This is a genomic window from Stenotrophomonas sp. YJH_SMC_32 (genome assembly GCF_059369975.1).
In genome coordinates this window covers 247,741-267,868 of record NZ_JCAFTE010000001.1, presented here as the reverse complement: position 1 = coordinate 267,868, position 20,128 = coordinate 247,741, and the positions used below count along the sequence as shown (strand labels likewise).

Genomic DNA, 20,128 nt, shown 5'->3' with positions numbered 1-20,128 from the left:
TGCTCGTGAATCATGGATTCCCTGCATGCTCCCCAGCCTGCCCCTGCTGCTGGCCCTGCCGTTCCTGATGGCAGCGGCTGTTGCGGCCTTCCCCCGTAGTTCGCGCTCGACTGCTGCCTGGCTGGCGGCACTGGCGCCGTTGGGCGGGCTGGCCATCCTCGGCTGGCTGACCCCGGCAGTACTCGATGGCCAGGTGATCCGCACCCTGGTCCCCTGGCTTCCACAGATCGGGCTGGACTTCACCCTGCGCCTGGACGGGCTGGCCTGGATGTTCGCCGGGCTGGTGCTCGGCATCGGCGCCCTGGTGGTGCTGTATGCGCGCTACTACCTGAGCCAGCAGGACAACGCGCACCGCTTCTACTGCTACCTGCTGCTGTTCATGGGCGCCATGCTGGGGATGGTGCTGTCGGGCAACCTGCTGTTGCTGATGATCTTCTGGGAGATGACCAGCATCAGCTCGTTCCTGCTGATCGGCTTCTGGTCGCACCGCCAGGACGCACGCGAAGGCGCGCGCATGGCGTTGGTGATCACCGGCGGCGGCGGCCTGGCCCTGCTCGGTGGCGTGCTGCTGATCGGCCGCATCGTCGGCAGCTTCGACCTGGATGTGGTGCTGGCCGCCGGCGAGCAGATCCGCGCCAGCACGCTGTACCCGTACGCCCTGTTCCTGGTGCTGGCCGGCATCTTCACCAAGAGCGCGCAGTTCCCGTTCCACTTCTGGCTGCCGCACGCGATGGCAGCGCCGACCCCGGTCTCGGCCTACCTGCACTCGGCCACCATGGTGAAGGCCGGCGTGTTCCTGCTGGCGCGGCTGCATCCGGCGCTGGCCGGCAGCGACCTGTTCTTCTATACGGTCAGCGGCATCGGCGCGCTGACCCTGCTGATCGGTGCCTGGAACGCGATCTTCCAGCACGACCTGAAAGGCCTGCTGGCGTACTCGACCATTTCCCACCTGGGCCTGATCACCCTGCTGTTCGGCCTGTCCACGCCGATGGCGGTGGTCGCCGGCGTGTTCCACATCCTCAACCACGCCACCTTCAAGGCCTCGCTGTTCATGGCCGCCGGCATCATCGACCACGAAACCGGCACCCGCGACATGCGCAAGCTGGGGGGGCTGCGCAGGCTGATGCCGTTCACCAGCGCGCTGGCGATCATCGCCTCGCTGGCGATGGCCGGGATCCCGCTGCTCAACGGCTTCCTGTCCAAGGAAATGCTGTTCGCCGAAGCGATTACGGCCGGCGGCCCGGGCATCATGCGCACGGCGGTGTCGATCGCTGCGTTGCTGGCAGGCGTGTTCGGCGTGGCGTACAGCCTGCGCTTCGTGCACGACACCTTCTTCGGCGCTGGCCCGCACGACCTGGACCGCGTGCCCCACGAGCCGCCGCGCTGGATGAAGGTGCCGGTGGAGCTGCTGGTGGTGATCTGTGTGGCGGTGGGCGTGGCACCCGCACTGACCGTCGCGCCGGTGCTGCACGCCGCTGCGGCCTCGATCCTTGGCACCGCCATGCCCGAATACAGCCTGGCGGTGTGGCACGGCTTCAACCTGCCGCTGGCGATGAGCGCGATCGGCGTGGTCGGTGGCGTGGCGCTGTACTTCGGCCTGCGCAGGCTGATCAACCTGCATGCCGTGACCAATGTCAGCACGGGCCGCAATGTGTTCCACGCCCAGCTGGACGCCGTGTCCGCGCTGGCGATGCGCCTGACCAATGGCATCGCCAATGGCAGCCTGCAGCGCATGCTGCTGGGCCTGGTGCTGGTGGCGATCGTGGTTGCCGCTGCGCCGTTCGTGGCCAACCCAGCCTCGCCGAACTGGACCGCGCCGCAGCCGATTCCGCTGCTGGGCTGGGCCCTGTGGCTGGTGATGATGGCCTGCGCGGTCGCCACCCTGCGCATCTACAAGCAGCGCCTGCTGGCGGTGCTGCTGGTCGGCGGCGTCGGCCTGATGGTGGCGCTGACCTTCGTGTTCCTGTCCGCGCCCGACCTGGCCCTCACCCAGCTGCTGGTGGAGATGGTGACGCTGGTGCTGATGCTGCTGGGCATGAACTACCTGCCTGCGCAGTCCGGCCCGGAGCGGCCGCGCTGGCGCAAGCGCCGCGATGCGGTGATCGCGATCATCGCCGGTGCCGGGCTTGGCGCGCTGGCCTATTCGGCGATGACCCTGCCGCCGAACACCATGGCCGGCGAGCTGCTCGCCCGCGCGTTGCCCGAGGCCTACGGCCAGAACGTGGTCAACGTGATCCTGGTCGACTTCCGCGGCTTCGATACCTTCGGCGAGATCACCGTGTTCGGCATCGCCGCGCTGGTGGTGCATGCGCTGCTGCGGCGTACGCGGATGGCACCGGAGCAGATCATGCCCGGCCCGCCGATCAAGCTGCCGGTGCCGGCCGACCTGGCGCAGATCATGTTCCCGCTGACCCTGACCGTGTCGATTTTCCTGTTCCTGCGCGGGCACAACGCACCGGGTGGCGGCTTCATCGCCGGCCTGGTGTTGGCAGTGCCGCTGCTGATCCAGTACGTGATCCAGGGCACTGCATCGGTGGAGTCGCGCTTCGGCTTCGACTACATCCGCTGCATCGGCATGGGCCTGCTGATCGCCCTGCTCAGCGGCAGCGCCTCGATGCTGTTCGGCGTGCCGTTCCTGACCAGCGGCCATCTCGACCTGCACCTGCCGCTGATCGGCGACGTACCGCTGGCCAGCGCAATCGGCTTCGACATCGGCGTCTATCTGGTGGTGTTCGGCGGCGCCATGCTGATGCTGTCGATGATGGGCACGATCAAGCCGTCGCGAACCCGCACCGCCCGCAAGGGTGAGATCGACCTGCAACGCCGCTCGGCACGCACCGGGGAGATGCACTGATGGAACTGGCCCTGGCTACCGCGATCGGCGTGCTGACCGCCATCGGCATCTACCTGCTGCTGCGTGCGCGCAGCTTCGATGTGATCCTCGGCATGACCTTCCTGTCCTACGCCACCAACCTGCTGATCTTCGCCGGCGGCCGCGTGGTGCTGGGCAAGGCGCCGGTGCTGCAGGAAGGCGTGGACAGCCACCTGGGCAACTACACCGACCCGCTGCCACAGGCGCTGGTGCTGACCGCGATCGTGATCGCCTTTGCGATGACCGCGGTGAGCATTGTGCTGGCCATGCGCAGCCGCAGCGACAACCACAGCGACCACGTGGATGCCCACGAGCCGGATGACGACCTGCAGGATGAGCGCGTGCCGCCGCGCCAGGGCGAGGACCGCGCATGAACCACCTGGTGATCCTGCCGATCCTGATTCCGCTGCTGGGTGCGGCGCTGTCGCTGTTCGTCGAACACCGCCGCTATGGCCCCAGGGTGCAGCGGGCGGTGGCCTGGACCGCGCTGTCGGCGCTGGCGCTGGCGGTCGGGTTGCTGTTTGCCACCACGGCCAGTGGTGAAATCAACGTCTACCTGCTTGGCGACTGGCCGTCGCGGCTGGGCATCGCGCTGGTGGCCGACCGGCTGTCGGCGTGGATGCTGCTGACCACCCTGCTGCTGGCCATTCCCTGCCTGCTGCACGCCTGCTCGGGCTGGGACCGCCGCGCGCCGCACTTCCATGCGCTGTTCCAGTTCCAGCTGGTCGGTCTCAACGGTGCGTTCCTGACTGGCGACATCTTCAACCTGTTCGTGTTCTTCGAAGTGATGCTGATCGCCTCCTACGGCCTGCTGCTCAGTGGTGGCCGCGGCCTCCGCATGCGCATCGGCCTGCACTACGTGGTGTTCAACGTCACCGCCTCGACCCTGTTCCTGGTCGCGCTGGGCCTGCTGTATGCCTCGCTGGGCTCATTGAACATGGCCGAGCTGTCGCAGCGCATCGCCGAGGTACCGCCGGCACAGCTGACCCTGGTGAAGGCGACGATGGGCCTGTTGCTGCTGGTGTTCTGCGCCAAGGCCGCGTTGATGCCGCTGTACCTGTGGCTGCCGGAAGCCTATTCGCGCGCGCCGGCCGCCGTGGCCGCACTGTTCGCGATCATGACCAAGGTCGGCCTGTACTCGGTGCTGCGCATCCAGATGCTGTGGTTCGGCGACGATGCCGGCGCGATGGCCGGCTATGGCCGCGACTGGTTGCTGTGGGCCGGCGTCGCGACGCTGGTGCTGGGCGGCCTCGGCGCGCTGGCCGCGACCCGCCTGCGCGTACTGATCTCCTACCTGGTGATCGTGTCGGCGGCTACGCTGTTCATCGCCTTCTCGGTGGGCACGCCACAGGTGCTCTCGGCTGGCCTGTACTACCTGCCACACAGCAGCTTCGTCGCTGCCGCGCTGTTCCTGGTTGCCGACCTGATCCGCCGCCGTCGCGGTGGCGCCAGCGACCGCAAGGAAGTGGTCGCGCCGATGCCAGGCAAGGAGACGCCCGCCGTGTTGTTCCTGATCGGCGCGGTGTCGGTGGCCGGCCTGCCGCCGCTGTCCGGCTTCCTGGCCAAGGCTGCGCTGCTGGCCGGCATGCCGGCGCAGTACACCGGCCCGGTCTGGACCGCCGTTCTGGTCAGCAGCCTGCTGGTGATCATGGGCCTGACCCGGGGGGGCATCCGCCTGTTCTGGCGCGTGCCACCGGTCGATCCGGAAGCGCCGGTACCGCGCAAGGCGCGGCTGCGCCGGGTCGAGCTGTACGCGGCCTGCATCCTGCTGGCTTACGGCATCGGCATGACCCTGGCCGCAGCACCGCTGATGCGCTACACCGACGCCACCGCCGCGCAGCTGCTGCACCCCAGCGAGTACGTGCAGCAGCTGCGTGCGACTGCACCGGAGATCCGCCAGCCATGACCGCCCAGCGCTCCCTGTTCCGTCGCCTGATTCCGTCGCCGATGCTGAGCATCATGGTGGTGGCGTTCTGGCTGCTGATGTCCGACAGCTTCACCCTTGGCCAGATCGTGCTGGGCCTGCTGCTGGGCGTGGTGGTGCCGCTGTTCGCCGCACGCCTGGACCGCGAGTTCGCCCGCATCGGCACCCTGCGCCCGTTGCCGAAACTGCTGTGCGTGACCCTGTGGGACATCCTGATGTCCAACATCCGTGTCGCCCTGCAGGTACTGGGGCCGGAGAAGAACATCCACCCCGGTTTCATCTGGCTGCCGCTGGACATTGCCAACATCCATGGCATCGCTGCGCTGACCAGCATGATCACGCTGACCCCGGGCACGGTCTCGGCCGCGCTCAGCGACGACCGCAAGTACCTGCTGGTGCACGTGCTGCACCTGGAGGACCCGCAGGACCTGATCGATACGATCAAGCGCCGTTACGAGGCGCCGTTGATGGAGATCTTCCCATGACCGGTTTTGAAGTCATCCAGACCACCCTGGTGGTGTGCATGCACGTGGTCGGCCTGGCGATGCTGCTGGCCACCTGGCGGCTGTTGCGCGGGCCGACCGTGCCCGACCGCATCCTCGCGCTGGACACGCTGTCGGTGACCGCGATCGCTGAGCTGATGCTGTTCGGCATGTACCTCAACTCGCCGATCTACTTCGAGGCGGCGCTGATCATCGCCATGCTCGGCTTCGGCAGCACCGTGGTGCTGAGCAAGTTCGTGCTGCGCCGGGACATCGTCGAATGATCACCGCGATCCAGATCGTCCTGTCGATCCTGCTGCTGTTCGGCTGCTTCTTCATCCTGGTCGGCGCACTGGGCCTGGTGAAGCTGTCCACCTTCTTCAAGCGCCTGCACGCACCGACCAAGGCCAGCACGCTGGGCGTGGGCTGCGTGCTGGTGTGCTCGGTGTGCTACCACATCTTCCTCGGCCAGGACCCGCAGCCACGCGAGCTGCTGATCACCGTGTTCCTGTTCATCACCGCACCGATCAGCGCGCACATGATGGCCAAGGCGGCGTTGTCGCTGCTGATGGAAACCCGCCCCAGCCTGCCGGGCAACGAGCCGGCCGCCGAGGAGCAGCTGCCGCCGCCGGAACCGGTGCGGGAAGAAGAGACCACGCAGGGCCGGTAAATCCGGTAGCGGCCGACCTTGGTCGGCGCATTGTTTGCGCGAGTGCCAACCAAGGTTGGCACCCACCGGGTGATCGGTGGTGGGTGCCGACCGTTGGTCGGCACGAAATCAACCGCATCCACGCATGGCGTGGATCTACAACGCCGGTGCGCCCACCAGCAGCAGCTCCAGCACGAACCAGCCGACGAACGCGACCAGCAGGATCACGCCTTCGCCACGGCTGATCTTCAGATCGCCACGCAGCATCGGGTACAGCACCAGCGCGAACGCCAGCAGCGCCGGCAGCTCCAGGCGCACGAACGAGGCCGGCAACGCCAGCGGCTGCAGCACTGTCATCGCACCAATCACCAGCAGCAGGTTGACCACGCTGGAACCCAGCACGTGGCCCAGCACCATGTCGCCATGCCCGCGACGCGCGGCGGCGATGGCGGTGGCCACCTCCGGCAGTGCGGTGCCGATTGCCACCGGCAGCAGGCCGACCAGCAGGGGCGTCCAGCCCAGGGCTACGCCGAAGTCCGCGGCGGCGCCCACCACCAGGCGCGCGCCCCAGTACAGGGCCAGCACGGCGATCAGCACCCGCAGCACGTTCAACGGCAGGCTGGTGCGGCTCAGTGCGGATTCGGCGATGGCCGCCTGCACCTCGGCGCTCTCGCTCCGGCCACGGCGCAGCAGCAGCACCTGCACCACGATGAAGCCGGCCAGCAGTATGCCGCCCTCCCAACGTGCGAGGCCGCCATCAAGCCCGAACAGGATCAGCAGCACACCCGCCGCCAGCAGCGACCACCACAGCACCGTCTGCAGGCGTGCGCGCAGCAGCAGGGGCGCAGCCATGGCCGCCACGGCGAGGGTCAGGCCCAGGTTGACGATGCTGCTGCCCACCGCGTTGCCCAGGGCCAGCTCCGGTTGGCCCACCGCCAGCGCGCGCGCATTGACCGCCAGTTCCGGCAACGAGGTGGTTACCCCGAGCAGCAGCAGCCCGGCGGTGAACGGGCTGGCCCCGAAACGTTGGGCCAGGCCGGACACGGCCTTGACGATGGAGTCCCCGCCCAGCGCCAGCAGCAGCAGGCCGAGCAGGAACCAGGCAATGGCAATGGCGATCATCGAGCACTCCCCCCAGCAGTGGTGGCGCGATTCTACGCTTGGCCCGCACGCGCGGCTGGGCCGTGGATCAAGGATCAGCCACACCCTTCCGCATAATCGACCTGCGGGGTCTGCCCGACGCGCCAGGCACCCACCCGGCCATCGGCACCGAGCGCGAAGTCGATCACCGCCCCGCCCTCCTGCGCCGGGCGAACGCGCAGGTGCTGGGCCTTCTCGTCGTACTTGTCAGGGCCGACATCGGCCCGCTCCGGATACAGCACCTGCAGCTCACCCAGGGTCATGCCGACCTTGCCGCCGCCTGGTGCGGTGATGGCGGCGCTGCGCACGTCGTAGCGCACCAGCTTGCGGCCTTCGATCATCAGGCGCGGGTCCTCGGCATCCTGCGGGCGCAGGAAGTAACAGCCATCGTTGCCATCGTCAGCCGGCAGCGGCTTGCCGGCGGCATCGGTGCCCAGCCCCTGCAGCGGCGTGCCGAAGCCGGCGCGCACGGCGGCGATGCCGGCCCCCAGCTTCGCACCAGCGAAGCCGTCCAGGCGGGCTGGACTGTCCTTGCGGAGGTCGTTCGCCGGGCGGGCCGCCAGATCAGGATCCGTCGACTGGGCGGGGCCGGTCGCCGAGGCGGTTTCCGCCGGAGTGTCGCTGCCGCTGCCGGCCGCCCCCTGCTTGTCGGGGCCGCCACTGCAGGCGGCGAGCGAAAGGAGCAACAGACCAGCAATCGGGAGGTGCTTCATCGGTGCGGTTCCCTGGCACGAAGATGGCTGCACGCTAGCCCATCCGGTGTGCAGGCGCTGCATTGTCATCGCGGTTTCATCGCCTTCGTTCAGGCTCGGCGAGCACCGACCTGGCCGTCCCTTCCATGCAACCGCGCAAGACCGAACTCGCCCGAACCGCGCTGCAGGCCCATCGCGCGCCGCTGGACATGCGCCAGCGCCGGTTGCTGATCCTGTGCGACGGCCAACGCAGCATCACCGACCTGACCGGTCTGCTCGGCCAGGATGCGCCCGCGATGGTCATCCAGCTGGTGCAGGCCGGCTACCTGAGCACCGGCACCGGTGCCGCAGCCCCGCCACCGCCGCCGGCAGCCACGGTAGAGCCGCAGCCCGCGACACCTGCCGCAGCTGCTGCCACAGCGGTCGAACGCCGCCGCTCGCTGGTGTCCGCGCGCATCTATGTGCTGGGCATCCTGGAAATGCAGCGCCACCCGCAGGCGGCGGCGCTGTTCCGCGACCTGCAGCAGGCACGCGCCGAAAGTGAAGTACTGCAGGTGCTGCACTCGGCGATGCGGATGCTGCCCGGGCTGACTTCGGAAGGCTATTGCCAGCGTGTACGCCAACGCCTGCTGGAAGCGCTGCCGTTGGAGCACTGCGACGCGTTCGCCGAGGTGGCCTGAGCGCAGGCTCCGGCGGGAATCATCCACGCATGGCGTGGATCTACTGCTTCGCATCCCGACCGCCTTTCGGTAGATCCACGCCATGCGTGGATGCGGTCAGGATCCGTGCCGACCAACGGTCGGCACCCAACAATCTAGCGGGACGACCGGAAATTGTTGCGCAGGCCGTTCCAGCACTGCTGGTAGTCGCCCTGGCGGTGGCCGGCGGCCAGCGCTTGTGCGGTCGGGCGGATCACCGCGCGGGTCTCGAACATGAAGGCCATCGTGTCCTTGATCACGTCCGCCTTGGACAGATCGGCATTGGACGCCTTGTCGAAGGTCGGCGCGTCCGGGCCGTGGCCGCTCATGCAGTTGTGCAGCGACGCGCCACCCGGCACGAAGCCTTCGGCCTTGGCATCGTAGGCGCCATGCACCAGGCCCATGAACTCGCTGGCGATGTTGCGGTGGAACCACGGCGGGCGGAAGGTGTTCTGCGCCACCAGCCAGCGCGGCGGGAAGATCGCGAAGTCCATGTTGCTGGTCCCCGGCGTGTCGCTGGGCGAATGCAGCACCAGGAAGATCGACGGGTCCGGATGGTCGTAGCTGATCGAACCGAGGGTGTTGAAGCGGCGCAGGTCGTAGCGGTACGGCGCGTAATTGCCGTGCCAGGCCACCACGTCCAGCGGCGAATGGTCGATCGGCGCACGCCACAGGCGGCCCTCGAACTTGGCGATCAGCTCGAAGTCACCGTCGATGTCCTCGAACGCTGCGTGCGGGGTCTCGAAGTCGCGCGGATTGGCCAGTCCGTTGGAACCGATCGGGCCTAGGTCGGGTAACTTCAGCAGCGCACCGTAGTTCTCGCAGATGTAGCCGCGACTGGGGCCGTCCGGCAGCTCGACGCGGAAGCGCACGCCGCGCGGAATCACTGCGATCTGCTGCGGCTCGATCTCGATCACGCCCAGCTCGGTCAGCAGGCGAAGGCCGCCCAGCTGCGGCACGATCAGCAGCTCGCCGTCGGCATCGTAGAAGTAGCGGCCGACCATGTCTCGGTTGGCAGCGTAGAGGTGGATGCCCACGCCAGCATGCGCGTCGGGCGAACCGTTGCCACCCATCGTGTACAGGCCTTCGACGAAGTCGGTCGGCAGCTCCGGCAGCGGCAGCGGACTCCAGCGCAGCTGGTTCGGCGAGGCCGGCTGTGCGCCGAAATCACATTGCAGCTGCGACTGCGCGAACGGGGTGAACTCGCCATGGGTCACCGCCGGACGGATCCGGTACAGCCAGCTGCGGCGATTGCTGCCGCGCGGCGCGGTGAAGGCGGTGCCGGTCAACTGTTCGGCGTACAGGCCGTGGGCCACCTTCTGCGGCGAGTTCTGCCCGACCGGCAGCGCGCCGGCGACGGCCTCGGTGGCGAACTCGTTGCCAAAGCCGGACTGGTAGCCGCGGGCGATGATGGCGGGGGACATGGGAACTCCAGAGATGGCCGGCCAGCGGCCGGCACTACCATTCGGACAGGCAATGTCGACCGGAAGCCGACATTGCCTGCAGACCTTACAGCACGCCGCGGCGGATCTGGTCGCGCTCGATGCTCTCGAACAGCGCGGTGAAGTTGCCTTCGCCGAAGCCCTCGTTGCCCTTGCGCTGGATGATCTCGAAGAAGATCGGGCCGATGCAGTTCTGGGTGAAGATCTGCAGCAGCTTGCGCTGGTGGGTTTCCGGATCGGCATCGATCAGGATCTTGTTCTTGGCCAGGCGCGGTACGTCTTCACCGTGGTTCGGCACGCGCTGGTCGATCACGTCGAAGTAGGTCTCCGGCGTGTCGAGGAAGTCCACGCCCTGCGCGCGCATCGCTTCAACGGTCTCATAGATGTTCTCGGTGAAGCAGGCGATATGCTGGATGCCCTCGCCCTTGTACGCGTCCAGGTACTCGTTGATCTGGCTCTTCGGATCGGACGATTCGTTCAGCGGGATGCGCACGATGCCGTCCGGCGCGGTCATCGCCTTGGACACCAGGCCGGTCTTCAGGCCCTTGATGTCGAAGTAGCGGATCTCGCGGAAGTTGAACAGGCGCTCGTAGTAGTCCGACCACTGCTGCATGTTGCCGAAGTACAGGTTGTGGGTCAGGTGGTCGATGAAGGTCAGGCCGAAGCCCACCGGGTGCAGGTCGGCACCGGCGATCGGCTCGTAGTCGCCGTCGTAGACGCTGCCGGCCGCGCCGTAGCGGTCGACCAGGTACAGCATGCAGTCGCCGATGCCCTTGATGACCGGCGCGCTGACCGCCTTGCTGTCCGGCTTGAAGGCGATGGCTTCGGCGCCGTTGCCCAGCGCGGCCTGGTAGACCTCCTGGCCCGGCTTCTTGAAGCGGATGGCGAAGCCGCAGGCGCAGGGGCCGTGCTTTTCGGCGAAGTCCGAAGCGAACGAATCGGGGTCTTCGTTGACCAGGAAGTTGACGTCGCCCTGGCGATAGACGGTAATCGGACGCTGCTTGTGCTTGAGCACCGCGCTGAAGCCCATCTTCCGGAAGTACTCGTGCAGCTCCTGGCCGCGGCCGGCCGGGGCGGCGAATTCGACGAACTCGAAACCGTCGATGCCCATCGGGTTCTCGAAGGTGGTGACCTGCATGCCGGGGTTGGGGTGCGAGGCGGTCGGGACTGCGGTATTCATGGCGTGGCTCCGAATCGGTACCGCATCGGTACAAACCAGGTGCGGGCAGGTAGGGACCCGGCGAGAATGCAGGGTCTGGACCTACCCCTTATAGTTACACTTGAAACCACCAGCAAGGTGCACCGCAACATGAGCCCCGATCCCGCCTCGACCCGCCTGCGTGCCTCGCACGTCCTGCTCGACCTGGAACAGTTCCTGCCGTATCGGCTGAGCGTGCTGTCAAACCGGGTCAGCGGCAACATCGCCAAGCTGTACGGCGATCGTTACGGTCTGGCGATCCCCGAGTGGCGGGTGATCACCATCCTGGCGCTGTACCCGGGCTCCTCGGCCAGCGAGGTCTCCGACCGCACGGCGATGGACAAGGTGGCGGTCAGCCGCGCCGTGGCCCGCCTGCTGGAGCGCGGCTTCATCAAGCGCGAGACGCATGGCGACGACCGCCGCCGCTCGGTACTGGCGCTGTCGGCCGCCGGTTTCGAGGTGTACGAGACCATCGCGCCGATGGTGATCGAGATCACCCGCAAGCTGATGTCGGTGCTGAGCGAGGAGGAAGAGCAGGTGCTGGAAAAGCTGATCCTGCGCCTGGCCGGCGAAGGCCTGGAGCGGATGGGCGAAGGGGTCTGAAAGAAAAAGGGGACGGAGGGGATTAAGTCGTTTTGGGCCCCAAGTCGCGGGTGCCGACCTTGGCCGGTAGCGGAACAGCGGCTGAGCGATTGTCGTCCGCCACCTTTGATCTGACGGGACCCGCTCTTTGGCGGGCTGTGGGCCGGCCACAAACAAGGCCATCGGACACATTCACTTCCCGCGGAACCCGTCCTGAAGTGTCGCCCTCGCCCGGCGGCATTTCCGCATTGGCCCGATACGGCCCGTTTCCGCGAGGCTGGTGTATCGAAACAGGCTGATCCAGTGAGTTCTCCTATTGGACTGTCCGTGTGTACGGCCTGACGGTAAGCGTTCAACGGGTGCCAGCCCGGCCATGGATCCACATCGGACGGGCTCCCTCATGGATGACTCGCGTTCAACGCTGCCGCATGGCCAGGAATTGCTGGCCGATCTCAGAGCGCTGATCTGTTCCGCGCGCAGCAGGATGCACAGAACCATCAACGCCGAACTGACCCTGCTGTACTGGCGAATCGGGCGTCGCATCCATGTGGACCAGATGGCTGGGCAACGTGCGCGCTACGGAGAGGTCCTCTTCCCACGGATAGCCAAGGCGCTGTCCGCCGAGTTCGGTACCTCCTTCGGTGAGAAGAGCTTGCGCAGGATGGTGCAGTTCTCCACCGCATTTGCAGATGAGCAGATTGTCGTATCGCTGATACGACAATTGAGCTGGACTCACTTCATCGCGCTGATCCCACTGGCGGATCCGCTCAAGCGCGACTTCTATGCGCAGATGGCCGCCACCGAGGGCTGGAGCGTGCGCACATTGCGCCAACGCATCGATTCGATGCTGTACGAGCGCACGGCGCTTTCCAGTCAACCCGAGCAGACCATCGCCGAAGAGTTGGCAGCACTGCGCGGCAACCAGCAGCTGTCTCCGGGGCTGGTACTGCGTGATCCCTACGTACTGGATTTTCTTGGCCTGAAGGACAGCTGGGATGAGCAGGACCTTGAAAGCGCGATCCTTCGCGAGATGCAGGGCTTCCTGCTCGAACTTGGCACGGGTTTCAGTTTCGTCGCCCGCCAGAAGCGCATCCAGATCGATGGTGATGACTTCCACCTGGACCTGCTGTTCTACAACCGGCGTCTGCGCAGGCTGATCGCCATCGAGCCGAAGATCGGCGAGTTCAAGCCCGCCTACAAAGGGCAGATGGAACTCTATCTTCGATGGCTGGACCGCTACGAACGTGAGGACGGCGAGCAGGCGCCGTTGGGCATCATCCTCTGCACAGGGAAGAAGGCCGGCCAGATCGAATTGCTGGAGCTGGACCGCTCAGGCATCCATGTTGCGGAATACCTGACCACCCTGCCCTCTCGGGAGGTCCTCGAGCAAAGATTGCAGACCGCCATGGAGCGGGCCCGGCAACAGCTGCAGACTGCGGCACCCAGCCCCCTGTAGATCCGCGCCGTGCGTGGATGGCGCCCGCGCCTCAGCTCAGGTGCTTGCGCCGTGCGTGGATCCACGGCACGGCCAGTGCTGCGATGGCGCCGCCGGCGAAGCCCAGCGAGGCGGCAACCGTGGCGGCTTCGACGGCCCCGGGCAGCGCCAGCGCCGCAGCCACCAGCAGCAGCGACGGCAGGCCGACGAAGGTGCCCAGGAAGAAATGCCAGCGCGGTGACCATGTATTGAGCTGCAGCAGGCTGACCGGTTGCCAGGCGTCGGACGCGGCATCCTCGGCGATCTTCGCCACTACCTTGCCCAGATCCACTTCCGGCAGCGCGCGCCCCGGGCGGACGGTCGCCAGCAGTTCGGCCACGGCCTCCACCGGTGGGAAGCTGGACGGCCACGCCACCGGGGCCGGCACGCCGTAAGCGGTCAGCAGCGGCACGCTCAGCCACGGCGCCACCAGCGGGCGCATGCGGCGGCGGCCATGCACGCACCAGATCTGCGGCTGTCCATGCGCGGTGACGTTGTACAGCGCCAGTTCGTTGGCGGGCGGATAACCCAGCATGGTCACCCGCGCCGCCAGGCTGTCCTGGCCCATCGCACGCAGGAAGCCCGGGCGGCTGCGCCCTTCCTGCATCCACGCCAGGCCCAGCGCACCCACCAGGTACGCCTCCGCCACGTCCTTGCTGCCCGCAGTGGCGCGCTCATCACTGGCCAGGTACCACGCCAACGACTTCGGCTCGGCGACATCCTCCAGGCCCCATCGGCTGTCATCCCCCAGCACGTGCCGCACCGGCAGGCGGGCAGGCGCAGTTTCGCCACGCTCCCCGGTCTGCAGGAACGGCAGCACGGCCTGGATGAAGGTGGACAGCTCGATCGCGCGCGCGCCATGGCCCTGCCATTCCGGCGGCAGCAGCCCGGCCAGCTGGCCCTCGGCCGCCAGCGCATCAAGCCGCGCCTTCTGCTCGACCAGATTCTGCACCGCGCCCTTCAGCACCACGTTGTCGGGCAGCGCGATCTGCGGCAGGCGGTGGCGTGGTGGTGCCAGTTCGACGGTTTCCTCGCCGGTGCCGGCGTCGTCCAACAGGGTTTCCTGCGCCGGCAGGGTCACGCCTTCGCCTGCCCCACCCTCGGCCAGGTGGCTGGCAGGTTCGGGCAATCGTTCGGCGTGGTCGCTGTGCATGGGCGTTCCGGTAGGTAGCATCGACAGGATGTCGACTGAGGTCCTTGCCGGTAACGGCGAGCGCGTTGGGAAGTTGAGATGCCGATTCAGGGAGTGTGACGGCGCGCGCAGTAGAGCCACGCCATGCGTGGATGCGACCCGGCATCAGTGCCGGCCAGCGGCCGGCACTACCGGTCAGGTGCCCACTGCTTGAGGAACGCGCTCACCCGCGCAGGCTGGAAGGCTTCGCCCCTGCGCAGTTCGCCGGTGGCCTGCGAGACCAGCAGGCTGCCATCGGCGTCCAGTACCAGCAGGTGCGGGTAGTCGCGCTCCATCACCGGGAACTGGGCGAAGAAGGCGGTGTTGGGCTGTTCATCGCTGGCGTTGACCTTCACCCACACGTAGTGGGCGTCGCGGAAGCGGCGCAGGTCGCCGTTGCCCTCGACCATTTCGTCCAGCGCCCGGCAGCGATCGCAGGCGGCGTTGCCGATCTCGAGCAGGATGCGCTTCTTGCCGCGCTGGGCTTCCACCTTGGCGGTGGCCAGGTCATCGGCGGGGTCGCGGGCCGGGTCGAACTGCGCGCCGAGCCCGGCGATGGCGGCAATGTCCGCCGCCACCGGGGTGTTGCCCGAGGCCACCGGTTCGCTGGGGTCAGCGACCGGTGGCTCGGTGGGCCGGGTATCCAGGGGCTGCGTGGGCTCGGCGGTGGCAGGCGGTTGCGGTTGGGAACAGGCGCCGATCAGCGCCGCACAGACCACCACCATTGCACCACCGAGCTTGCTGCGCATGCCTTCTACCCTCGCTTCATTACTTGACGCCGTGCATCAGCTTGTTGATCAGCGGGGCGATCAGGAACAGCACCACGCCGGAGCCGATCAGGGCCCAGAACCCGAAGGTATACCCCTTCAGGGCCGACTCGACCGTCATGCCGCCTTCACCACTGACCACACCAGCGAAGATGCCCGACAGGTTGTTGCCGATGCCGGTGGACAGGAACCAGCCGCCCATGCCGAAGCCGACCAAGCGCACCGGGGCCAGCTTGGTCACCATCGACAGGCCGATAGGCGACAGGCACAGCTCACCCACCGACTGGATGACGTAGACCATGAACAGGGTCCAGAACGGGATCTTGCCGTCCACCACCATCTGCGACAGGGCGAACATCAGCAGCGCGAAGGCGGCGCCGTTGAACAGCAGGCCCAGGCCGAACTTGCGCGGGATGGACGGATTGGCGCGGCCCATCGCCACCCAGATCCAGGCGATGACCGGGGCCAGGGTGATGATCGCCACCGAGTTGACCGACTGGAACCACGCGGTCGGGAAGGTCCAGCTGCCGAACTGGCGGTTGACGATGTTCTCGGCCAGGAAGGTGAACGAGCTGCCGGCCTGCTCGAAGAACATCCAGAACATCACGTTGAAGGCGAAGATGATCAGCATGGCGATCACGCGGTCGCGCTGCACCTTGCCTTCGCGGATGCCCTCGACCAGCAGCAGGATGGCCAGCGCGGTGAACATCGCGCCCAGGATCCAGGCCAGCGCGGTGGCGCCGGTGGCCAGCAGGAAGTACGCGACCGGGATAGCGACCACGGCACCGGCCAGCACCATGATGATGCGGCCGAAACCTTCCGCGCCGGCCGGCGGTGCGCCGATGCCCTTCAGGCCGGCACGACCGATGTAGAACCACACCAGCGAGATCAGCATGCCCACGCCCGAGGCGATGAACACGACCTTGTAGGACGGCATCGCATCGGTACCGAACACCTTGCGGGCCAGGTACTCGGTCAGCACCGGGGCGATCATCGCGCCGATGTTGATGCCCATGTAGAAGATGGTGAAGCCCGAATCGCGGCGCTCGTCCTTCAGGCCGTACAGCTTGCCGACCATGGTCGAGATGTTGGGCTTGAACAGACCGTTGCCGACGATGATCGTGGCCAGGCCGAGCTTGAAGATGTGCTCCTGCGGAAGCGAGATCATGAACAGGCCGGCGGCCATGATGATCGCGCCGGTCAGGATCGAGCGCTGGTAGCCCAGTACCCGGTCGGCCACGTAGCCGCCGAAGATGGCCGCGGCGTACACCAGGGCCAGGTAGGCGCCATAGATGCGGCTGGCGTCGCCTTCACCGGCAGCGCTGCCGTTGTAGAACTGGGCAACGATGTAGAGCACCAACGCCCAGCGGATGCCGTAGAACGCAAAGCGTTCCCAGAACTCGGTCATGAACAGCATCCACAACGGGCGCGGGTGGCCCAGCGTGGTCTTGAAGTCCGGCAGTGCCGGCTCTGGGGTGTTCGCAGTGGCGTTTACGCTCATGCGGATTTCCTGGTTCGGTGGATGACGAGCACGTCCGCTGTGCAGTTGGAGCAACGCGCGAGGATCACCGACTTCTGGCGTTCACGTCAAATACACGCCGTTTGAGGCAGGTGGCAGCCTGCTCCCTGAACTTGCATCTGAAACGATCCAGCCGCGGGCCGGGAACCAAGCTGAATGGGGATCAGCCCAGCGCTGCCGGGGGCGCGGCCTGCAGGCTGGTGCGCACCTGGAACAGCTCGGGGAAGAAGGTCAGTTCCAGCGCCTTGGCCAGGAAGCCCACGCCGGACGAACCGCCGGTGCCACGCTTGAAGCCGATCACCCGCATCACGGTGCGCATGTGTCGGAATCGCCACAGCTGGAAAGCCGTCTCCAGGTCCACCAGGTCCTCGCACAGCGCATACTCGCGCCAGTAGCGGTCGGTGTCCTGGTAGATGCGCTCGAAGACCGGCTGCAATGCGTCGTCGGCCACGTGTGGCTGGGTCCAGTCGTGGGCCTCGTAGACCGCCGGCACGGCATGGCCGAAGCGGGCCAGGTACTTCAGGAATTCCTCGTACAGGCTGGGCGCCTCCAGCACGGTGCGCAGCTGCGCCTGCCCGGCCGGGTCATGCTCGAACACCTGCAGCATCTGCGCGTTCTTGTTGCCCAGCAGGAACTCGATGTAGCGGTACTGCAGCGACTGGAAGCCCGACGACGGGCCCAGCACGTCGCGGAAGCCCATGTACTCGGACGGGGTCAGCGTTTCCAGCACCGACCATTGCTCGGTCAGCTGGCGCAGCACCTGCTTGCTGCGCGCCAGCACCTTGCGGCACTGCCAGACTTCATCGCGCTGCAGGAAGCCGATTGCGGCACGCAGCTCATGGCCCAGCAGCTTCAGCCACAGCTCCGAGGTCTGGTGCTGGATGATGAAGAGCATCTCGTCATGGTGCGGCGGGCTGGACAGCGGCTGCTGCGCGCTGAGCAGCTGGTCCAGCCGCAGGTAGCCGCCGTAGGTCAGGCGTCCCTGCAGGTCGGTGTGGATGCCGGCTTCGAGATCGCGTTGGTTGTTGTCGACGGACATGGGCGGGACCAGATCGGGGGCGGCAAGGGTAGCGCGTTGCCGCCGCGCTGGCAGCCGCCCGGTCCATACCGGGGCGTGCGGCTGGCCGTGGAGCATCGGCCGACCACCGGCCTGCGCGTGGAACCGTCCGCGCCGTTGTACCGGCAGTCAGCCAGAGGCGTATTCTGATGCTTTGCAGCAACGACTGAATACGTTGTTGTTATTGGCCCCCCACCCGCCGGCAGGGGTAAAACGGGGAATCTCCGTGTTGCGGCGCAGGAAGGCTATTCCGTACGCGTTCCTTAACATGGCGATTCATATCATTTGTAACTTCTCTGTCGAAGGTGCAGTACGCAATGACGGTTGCCGCTGAATTCAAGATCGAATACCTGCAGTACCTGAACACGGACGGCACGCTCGTCCGTGACGACCTGCCCGTGTCGCTGCGCGACCCCAAGGTCCTGGTACCGCTGTTCAAGCAGATGCTGTTCGTACGCACGTTCGACAGCAAATCCATCGCGCTGCAGCGCACCGGCAAGCTCGGCACCTACGCCGCCTGCCTGGGCCATGAAGCCGCGCACGTGGGTATCGGCGCGGCGATGCAGAAGGAAGACGTGTTCGCGCCTTCGTACCGCGAGTATGGCGCGATGTTCATGCGTGGCGTGCGCCCGCACGACGTGCTGATGTACTGGGGCGGCGACGAACGCGGCAACGATTACGGCGGCAACGCGGCCAAGGACTTCCCGTTCTGCGTGCCGATTTCCACCCAGTGCCTGCATGCGGCAGGTGCCGCGCTGAAGTTCAAGCTCAACAAGGAACCGCAGATCGCCGTGGCCGTGTGCGGCGACGGTGGCAGCTCCAAGACCGACTTCTACGCGGCACTGAACTCGGCCGGCGCCTACAAGCTGCCGCTGATCCTGTGCATCGTCAACAACGGCTGGGCCATCTCGGTGCCGCGTTCGGCCCAGACCGGTGCCGAAACGCTGGCGCAGAAGGGCCTGGCGGGCGGCCTGCACTGCCTGCAGGTGGACGGCAACGACCTGATCGCGGTGCTGGCGGCAATGGAACAGGCGCGCGAACGTGCGCTGGCCGGCGACGGTGGCACCGTGCTGGAACTGATGACCTACCGCCTGTCCGACCACACCACCGCTGATGACGCGCGCCGCTACCGCGACGATGCCGAAGTGAAGGATGCCTGGCAGCGCGAGCCGATGCTGCGCCTGCGCAAGTACCTGATCAACGCCGGGGTGTGGAGCGAGGAAGAAGAAGCCGCCTGGACCGCCGAGTGCGGCGCGCGCGTGGACGAGGAAGTGAACCTGTACCTCAACACGCCGGTGCAGCCGGTCGAGGCGATGTTCGACTTCCTGTATGCCGATCCGCCGCCGGACCTGCTGGCCCAGCGTGCCCAGGCGATCGCCCTGGAGAAGCGCCATGGATGAGATCAAGAACGGCGCGCCCGGCGCGCACACCAACGCCGCCGACAGCGCTGCAGTCGCGCGCGGAGATGACAGCATGACCACCACCCCGATCACCCTCATCGAAGCCATCACCCAGGCGCTGGCCTGGGAGCTGGAACACGATCCGTCGGTGCTGGTGCTGGGCGAGGACGTGGGCGTCAACGGCGGCGTGTTCCGCGCCACTGCCGGCCTGCAGCAGCGCTTCGGCTCGGACCGCATCCTCGACACCCCGCTGGACGAAACCACCATCGCCGGCCTGACCATCGGCCTGGCCGCACAAGGCATGAAGCCGGTGGCCGAAGCCCAGTTCGATGGCTTCATGTACCCGATGGTCGACCACATCGTCTGCCACGCCGCACGCCTGCGTTACCGCACGCGTGGCCGCCTGCACTGCCCGATGGTGCTGCGCGTGCCGTGGGGCGGTGGCATCCGCGCGCCGGAACACCACAGCGAAGCCAACGAGGCGATCTTCACCAACGTGCCGGGCCTGCGCGTGGTGCTGCCGTCGTCGCCGCAGCGTGCCTACGGCCTCCTGCTGGCCGCGATCCGCGAGCCGGATCCGGTGATCTACATGGAGCCCAAGCGCATCTACCGCCAGTACAAGGAAGTGGTCGTCAACGACGGCGAAGCCTTGCCGCTGGACGTCTGCTTCGTGCTGCGCGACGGCACCGACGTGACCCTGGTGACCTGGGGCGCGCAGGTGAAGGAAGCCCTGGAAGCGGCCGACAAGCTGGCCGGGGAAGGCATCAGTGCCGAAGTCATCGACGTGGCCACGCTGCGCCCGCTGGACTTCGCCACCATCGCCGAATCGGTGGCCAAGACCGGCCGCTGCGTGATCGTGCAGGAGGCCCCGAAGACCGCGGGCTTCGGCGCCGAGATCGCCGCGCGCCTGGCCGAGGAATCGATCTACGACCTGCTGGCCCCGGTCGAGCGCGTCACTGGCTACGACACCCACATTCCGCTGTTCCGCCTGGAAATGAAGTACCTGCCGAGCGTTGAGCGGATCGTGGCGGCGGCCAAGCGCGCGGTGGCGGCCGGCTGAC

General features: G+C 67.0%; 19 protein-coding genes. 11 read left to right on the top strand and 8 right to left on the bottom strand.

Annotated features, from left to right (window positions below):
* The first annotated feature begins 25 nt into the window (after positions 1-25).
* From AC5P7S_RS01210 to AC5P7S_RS01185, 6 genes are read left to right on the top strand one after another with little or no spacing between them, the layout of a single operon-like run.
* Positions 26-2,854 carry a monovalent cation/H+ antiporter subunit A gene (locus tag AC5P7S_RS01210; protein ID WP_095378394.1) on the top strand — a complete coding sequence of 943 codons (2,829 nt, stop codon included), beginning with the start codon at positions 26-28 and terminating at the stop codon, positions 2,852-2,854.
* The gene (locus AC5P7S_RS01205; protein WP_005419863.1) at positions 2,854-3,246 is read left to right on the top strand and encodes a Na+/H+ antiporter subunit C; all 393 of its coding nucleotides are present in this window, start codon (positions 2,854-2,856) and stop codon (positions 3,244-3,246) included. Before AC5P7S_RS01210 ends, AC5P7S_RS01205 begins: the two co-directional genes overlap by 1 nt.
* Complete coding sequence (locus AC5P7S_RS01200) at positions 3,243-4,778, top strand: monovalent cation/H+ antiporter subunit D (RefSeq protein ID WP_095378393.1); 1,536 nt, start codon at positions 3,243-3,245, stop codon at positions 4,776-4,778. Before AC5P7S_RS01205 ends, AC5P7S_RS01200 begins: the two co-directional genes overlap by 4 nt.
* Positions 4,775-5,281, top strand: coding sequence for a Na+/H+ antiporter subunit E (locus AC5P7S_RS01195; RefSeq protein ID WP_005419867.1), 507 nt, complete (start codon positions 4,775-4,777; stop codon positions 5,279-5,281). Before AC5P7S_RS01200 ends, AC5P7S_RS01195 begins: the two co-directional genes overlap by 4 nt.
* Positions 5,278-5,562, top strand: a complete 285-nt coding sequence (locus tag AC5P7S_RS01190) for a K+/H+ antiporter subunit F (RefSeq protein ID WP_005411334.1) — start codon at positions 5,278-5,280, stop codon at positions 5,560-5,562. Before AC5P7S_RS01195 ends, AC5P7S_RS01190 begins: the two co-directional genes overlap by 4 nt.
* Positions 5,559-5,948, top strand: coding sequence for a Na+/H+ antiporter subunit G (locus AC5P7S_RS01185; RefSeq protein ID WP_095378392.1), 390 nt, complete (start codon positions 5,559-5,561; stop codon positions 5,946-5,948). The genes AC5P7S_RS01190 and AC5P7S_RS01185 overlap by 4 nt, the downstream gene beginning before the upstream one ends.
* Before the next feature lie 135 nt (positions 5,949-6,083).
* Here AC5P7S_RS01185 and AC5P7S_RS01180 read toward each other — a convergent pair whose 3' ends face one another.
* Positions 6,084-7,049 carry a sodium:calcium antiporter gene (locus tag AC5P7S_RS01180; RefSeq protein ID WP_095378391.1) on the bottom strand — a complete coding sequence of 322 codons (966 nt, stop codon included), beginning with the start codon at positions 7,047-7,049 and terminating at the stop codon, positions 6,084-6,086.
* 74 nt (positions 7,050-7,123) lie between these two features.
* Entirely contained in the window at positions 7,124-7,780 is a 657-nt protein-coding gene (locus AC5P7S_RS01175; RefSeq protein WP_095378390.1) for a hypothetical protein, read from the bottom strand.
* Between the two features lie 125 nt (positions 7,781-7,905).
* On the opposite strand from AC5P7S_RS01175, the gene AC5P7S_RS01170 reads away from it, so the two are divergent.
* Positions 7,906-8,439: a hypothetical protein gene (locus tag AC5P7S_RS01170; RefSeq protein WP_069138716.1), complete on the top strand. Its 534-nt coding sequence runs from the start codon at positions 7,906-7,908 to the stop codon at positions 8,437-8,439.
* 134 nt (positions 8,440-8,573) lie between these two features.
* Here the strand turns inward: AC5P7S_RS01170 and hmgA are convergent, their stop codons facing one another.
* The gene (gene hmgA, locus AC5P7S_RS01165) at positions 8,574-9,881 is read right to left on the bottom strand and encodes a homogentisate 1,2-dioxygenase (protein WP_005419876.1); all 1,308 of its coding nucleotides are present in this window, start codon (positions 9,879-9,881) and stop codon (positions 8,574-8,576) included.
* A gap of 85 nt (positions 9,882-9,966) precedes the next feature.
* The gene (hppD, locus tag AC5P7S_RS01160) at positions 9,967-11,079 is read right to left on the bottom strand and encodes a 4-hydroxyphenylpyruvate dioxygenase (protein WP_170944944.1); all 1,113 of its coding nucleotides are present in this window, start codon (positions 11,077-11,079) and stop codon (positions 9,967-9,969) included.
* Positions 11,080-11,208: 129 nt separating this feature from the next.
* Between hppD and AC5P7S_RS01155 the strand changes: the two genes are divergently transcribed.
* Positions 11,209-11,700, top strand: coding sequence for a MarR family winged helix-turn-helix transcriptional regulator (locus AC5P7S_RS01155; RefSeq protein WP_005419884.1), 492 nt, complete (start codon positions 11,209-11,211; stop codon positions 11,698-11,700).
* A 379-nt stretch (positions 11,701-12,079) separates the two neighbouring features.
* A complete protein-coding gene (locus AC5P7S_RS01150; RefSeq protein ID WP_095378389.1) occupies positions 12,080-13,135 on the top strand; it encodes a PDDEXK nuclease domain-containing protein in 1,056 nt (351 codons plus the stop codon).
* A gap of 31 nt (positions 13,136-13,166) precedes the next feature.
* Here the strand turns inward: AC5P7S_RS01150 and AC5P7S_RS01145 are convergent, their stop codons facing one another.
* The 4 genes from AC5P7S_RS01145 to AC5P7S_RS01130 form a co-directional block, all read right to left on the bottom strand.
* A complete protein-coding gene (locus AC5P7S_RS01145; protein WP_095378388.1) occupies positions 13,167-14,306 on the bottom strand; it encodes a hypothetical protein in 1,140 nt (379 codons plus the stop codon).
* A gap of 167 nt (positions 14,307-14,473) precedes the next feature.
* A complete protein-coding gene (locus AC5P7S_RS01140; RefSeq protein ID WP_005419888.1) occupies positions 14,474-15,073 on the bottom strand; it encodes a thioredoxin family protein in 600 nt (199 codons plus the stop codon).
* A 19-nt stretch (positions 15,074-15,092) separates the two neighbouring features.
* On the bottom strand, positions 15,093-16,592 hold the full coding sequence (locus AC5P7S_RS01135) for a peptide MFS transporter (protein WP_065178867.1): 1,500 nt from the start codon (positions 16,590-16,592) through the stop codon (positions 15,093-15,095).
* Between the two features lie 181 nt (positions 16,593-16,773).
* Positions 16,774-17,649, bottom strand: a complete 876-nt coding sequence (locus AC5P7S_RS01130) for a tryptophan 2,3-dioxygenase (protein ID WP_005419892.1) — start codon at positions 17,647-17,649, stop codon at positions 16,774-16,776.
* 335 nt (positions 17,650-17,984) lie between these two features.
* On the opposite strand from AC5P7S_RS01130, the gene pdhA reads away from it, so the two are divergent.
* Positions 17,985-19,067: a pyruvate dehydrogenase (acetyl-transferring) E1 component subunit alpha gene (pdhA, locus tag AC5P7S_RS01125; RefSeq protein WP_095378387.1), complete on the top strand. Its 1,083-nt coding sequence runs from the start codon at positions 17,985-17,987 to the stop codon at positions 19,065-19,067.
* Complete coding sequence (locus AC5P7S_RS01120) at positions 19,060-20,127, top strand: alpha-ketoacid dehydrogenase subunit beta (protein WP_005419896.1); 1,068 nt, start codon at positions 19,060-19,062, stop codon at positions 20,125-20,127. Before pdhA ends, AC5P7S_RS01120 begins: the two co-directional genes overlap by 8 nt.
* Position 20,128: the final 1 nt, after the last annotated feature.